This window comes from Betaproteobacteria bacterium (genome assembly GCA_016791345.1).
In the GTDB taxonomy this organism is placed as follows: Bacteria; Pseudomonadota; Gammaproteobacteria; order Burkholderiales; family JAEUMW01; genus JAEUMW01.
This window is the reverse complement of the sequence record JAEUMW010000155.1, coordinates 1-3,440: the sequence shown is the minus strand read 5'-3', so window position 1 is coordinate 3,440 and position 3,440 is coordinate 1. Positions and strand designations below refer to the sequence as shown.

The following is a 3,440-nucleotide window of genomic DNA, read 5'->3' as shown; positions in this document are numbered from 1 at the left end:
GTCGAGAGCGTGACCCAGCCCTCCGAGTGGCAGAAGCGCTTCCGCAGCTTCAGCGAGCATCAGCGCGAGCTGCTCGACAATGCGCAGGTTGCGTCGTAGGCCATGAGCGACTGCGGCCTGATGAGCCTGGGATCCGCCCACTTGACGGTCGAGGCGGAGCGAGTCACTGCGGACGCCCGCAGGTGCGTACGCGACGAGGTGGCGGAGGAAGTCCCTGTTGCGTTCGTCTACAACGGCCATCCGTTTGCGGTGATGCTGGCTTCCCCGCTCGACCTCGAGGATTTCGCCTTCGGCTTCAGCCTGAGCGAGGGTGTGGTCGCCTCGGCCGACGAGATCGGCGGCGTTGAAGTCGTGCCGGAAGCGCAGGGCTATTCCGTGTACGTGAGCGTGCCGAAATCTCGCTCGGAGGCCTTGTCGGGGCGGCAGAAGAATCTCGCGGGCGCGACAGGTTGCGGGCTCTGCGGCGAGCAGATGCTGGAAAACGCGCTGCGTCCAGTGCCGAGTGTCGACGCTGCCGTGCAGTTCCGGGCGGATGCCGTGCAGCGGGCCGTCGTGGCTGTCGGGCACGCGCCCGAGCTCAACCGCATCACGGGCGCGGTTCACGCCGCGGCCTGGGCCGATGCGGAGGGCAATCTGCAGTGCCTGCGCGAGGATGTCGGTCGACACAACGCGCTCGACAAGGTGATCGGGGCACTCGCCCGCGCCCGGACCGATGCGTCCGCGGGATTCGTCGTCGTCACCAGCCGTGCCAGTTACGAGATGGTGCACAAGGCGGCCACGGCCCGCATTCCGCTGCTCGCCGCCATCTCCGCCCCGACTGCCTTTGCCATCCGGCAGGCGCAGGCGGCCAGGGTTACTCTGGTTGGCTTTGCGCGCGAGGGCCGGCAGACGGCGTACACGCATGCAGCACGACTTCAAAGCTGAGGCAGAAACATGGATCCCGAGCGTCTCGTCAAGATGGCCAACAGCATTGCGGGTTTCTTCCAGGCGGAGCCCGACCACGAAGAAGCCGTGAAGGGAGTGACGGTACACCTCACGCGCTTCTGGGATCCGCGGATGCGGGAGCGGCTGGTGGCGCACGTAAGCGCGGGCGGGGAGGGGCTGACCCCGCTGGCGCTGGAAGCCGCGAGGCGTCTCTAAAGAGCCGGCGCATTCGGCTGAACCTGGAGGCGTTCTGCCGATCTCAGGCTGTGCTGCGTGGGGCCGCTGTACACGCAGCCGGGTTTCCCTTTCTGCGCCGGGCGAAGCGGCCCGCGCAGGTTCCCGGAAAACCACAGCGCTGGGGGCAGACCATGTTCATGTTCGGCACCAAGACCACGCTTCCCAAGCCCGAGCACGCGCTCAAGGGCCGGAGCACGCCGCTTGCCGTTCCCGATCGTCACTTCGTGAACGGCCACCCGATCAAGCCGCCGTTTCCCGCCGGACTGGAGCAGGCGGTGTTCGCGCTCGGCTGCTTCTGGGGTGCGGAGCGCAAGTTCTGGAACGTGGCGGGTGTGTACACGACAGCGGTGGGGTACGCCGGAGGTCTGACGCCGAATCCGACCTACGACGAAGTCTGCAGCGGCCGCACCGGGCACACCGAGGCCGTGCTCGTCGTCTACGACCCGGCGGTCGTCAGCTTCGATGCGCTGCTCAAGGTGTTCTGGGAGTCGCATGATCCGACGCAGGGCATGCGCCAGGGCAACGACGTCGGCACGCAGTACCGTTCGGCGATCTTCACCTACGGCCCCGAGCAACTGGAGGCGGCGCAAGCCTCGCGCGACGCTTACGGTCAGCGGCTGGCGCAGCACGCTTATGGGGCGATCACCACCGAGATCCAGCCGGCTCCCGAGTTCTACTACGCGGAAGGCTATCACCAGCAGTATCTCGCGAAGAATCCCGCCGGTTACTGCGGTCTCGGCGGCACCGGCGTTGCGTGCCCGGTAGGGCTGTCCGGCACCGGGGCAGGATAGCCCCACCTTTACCAAGGCTTCGCACTGTGGCAGGTTGCATGGATGCGAGCCGACCTCACCGCTGCGTTGCTGCTTGTTGCAATCCTGTTTGCCGGCTGTAGTCAGCCCCCGCAGAAGCCGGCGTCACCGCCTGCCGACGCCGCCGCTTCGAAGCAGGCAGCGCCTCCTACCGAGACCTCGCGGATCGGGACCGTGGGCTTGGTCCGCGAGCTCAAGGAGCGCGGTATGTCGTCCAGTAACTGGACAGGCGTCGTCGGCTCGCTTTTCAGCAACGACACCGAGCAGGACGTGATCCGCGTCCGCTACGAGGTCACCATCTTCTACAAGGACGGCACTCAGGGAGTCGTGCTCGTCGACCAGCGCCCCGCTGCGCAAACCGGCCAGCGGGTGCGCGTGACGGGCGACCGCATCGAACCGCTGGAAAGATAGCGGCAGGGCAGCGGGGATCAGCCGCCGCTCAGGCAGCTGCTCATGAATTTCTTGCGGTCGTCGTCCTTCAGATTCTGCTTGCCGGCTTCCGCGTTGCAGGTCTTCATCTTCTCCTGCTGAGTGGACCCGGCGGCGGGCGTGGCGTCACCGCCCTTCCCGCTCAGGCAGGCGCTCATGAACTGCTTGCGCTCATCGCCCTTCAATCCCTTCTCGCCGGCGGTCTTGTTGCAGTCGGTCATACGCTGCTGCTGCGGGGTCGCCCCTTCCGCGCCATAAGCGGCACCCGCGCCCATAAGCGTCGCGAATCCAGCCACGATTGCCCAGCTCATCACCTGCTTCATGTCGCTCCTCCGGGAGACGGGATTGGAGCGTGCATTCTATGCATGGGGCATCGTCTTAGGCAAACGACGGACGGTTGACGCGGGCCGACAGTCGATGTCGCCGACAAGCGACAGCGATAAGTTAGAAGAAAGTTTAACGCATGAAAATATAGTATTGATATTAATACTTAAACTTTAAGTGGCGCATTGGTTGCTAAGGTCAATCTCGCATCGAACATTCGAAACGCGACGTTGTCATTAGATTTTTATCGATTTTGTTGTTTTGCGGCGACACTCGCACTAAGCTAATGGGCGCACACCGCAATAGTGATGTGAGCTGTTCCGGTATCACGTGAAGATCAGTACGGAACAACACGCGTGGCAAACGCAAGCGTTTCGGACGCCATCGATCGTCCAGGGCCCGCCAGCTTTTTTCGGTGGGCTTTGCACACACGGCGGGGGAGTGGCAGTGGGTCCGGCGGTCAGGTTTGCCGGAGGCAACGACCCTGTTTTTTCAACACGCCGACTTTTAGGAAACCTTCAACATGCGGTACGGCGATCTGTACAAGCAGGCGCTTGAGAAAGCGCGTCTGACGGCTCAGGAAAAGAGCGGGCCGAACGAGCGCAAGCGCAGCAGCGGCAATCTCGAAGCCCTGGACCGGTTGAGAATCATGATCGATGAACTGCGCAGCGCCGGAGCGCCGGTTCTGATCAAGGATATCGTCGAAGGCGAGATCGA

At 64.0% G+C, this 3,440-nt stretch carries 6 protein-coding genes; 4 read left to right on the top strand and 2 right to left on the bottom strand.

Translation table 11 applies throughout. The annotated features are described in order from the left end of the window. Positions 1-102: 102 nt before the first annotated feature. The 4 genes from fdhD to JNK68_06250 all read left to right on the top strand — a co-directional run bounded on the left by fdhD (position 103) and on the right by JNK68_06250 (position 2,381). Entirely contained in the window at positions 103-924 is an 822-nt protein-coding gene (gene fdhD, locus JNK68_06265; protein ID MBL8539960.1) for a formate dehydrogenase accessory sulfurtransferase FdhD, read from the top strand. A 9-nt stretch (positions 925-933) separates the two neighbouring features. Beyond that, complete coding sequence (locus tag JNK68_06260; protein MBL8539959.1) at positions 934-1,140, top strand: formate dehydrogenase subunit delta; 207 nt, start codon at positions 934-936, stop codon at positions 1,138-1,140. 152 nt (positions 1,141-1,292) lie between these two features. Further along, positions 1,293-1,952, top strand: coding sequence for a peptide-methionine (S)-S-oxide reductase MsrA (gene msrA / locus JNK68_06255; protein ID MBL8539958.1), 660 nt, complete (start codon positions 1,293-1,295; stop codon positions 1,950-1,952). A gap of 225 nt (positions 1,953-2,177) precedes the next feature. Further along, positions 2,178-2,381, top strand: a complete 204-nt coding sequence (locus tag JNK68_06250) for a hypothetical protein (GenBank protein MBL8539957.1) — start codon at positions 2,178-2,180, stop codon at positions 2,379-2,381. Positions 2,382-2,398: 17 nt separating this feature from the next. Here JNK68_06250 and JNK68_06245 read toward each other — a convergent pair whose 3' ends face one another. Together JNK68_06245 and JNK68_06240 are read right to left on the bottom strand one after the other, a co-directional pair. Then, on the bottom strand, positions 2,399-2,710 hold the full coding sequence (locus JNK68_06245) for a hypothetical protein (GenBank protein MBL8539956.1): 312 nt from the start codon (positions 2,708-2,710) through the stop codon (positions 2,399-2,401). A gap of 473 nt (positions 2,711-3,183) precedes the next feature. Then, the coding region (locus tag JNK68_06240; protein MBL8539955.1) for a hypothetical protein at positions 3,184-3,440 on the bottom strand (257 nt) is incomplete at its 5' end.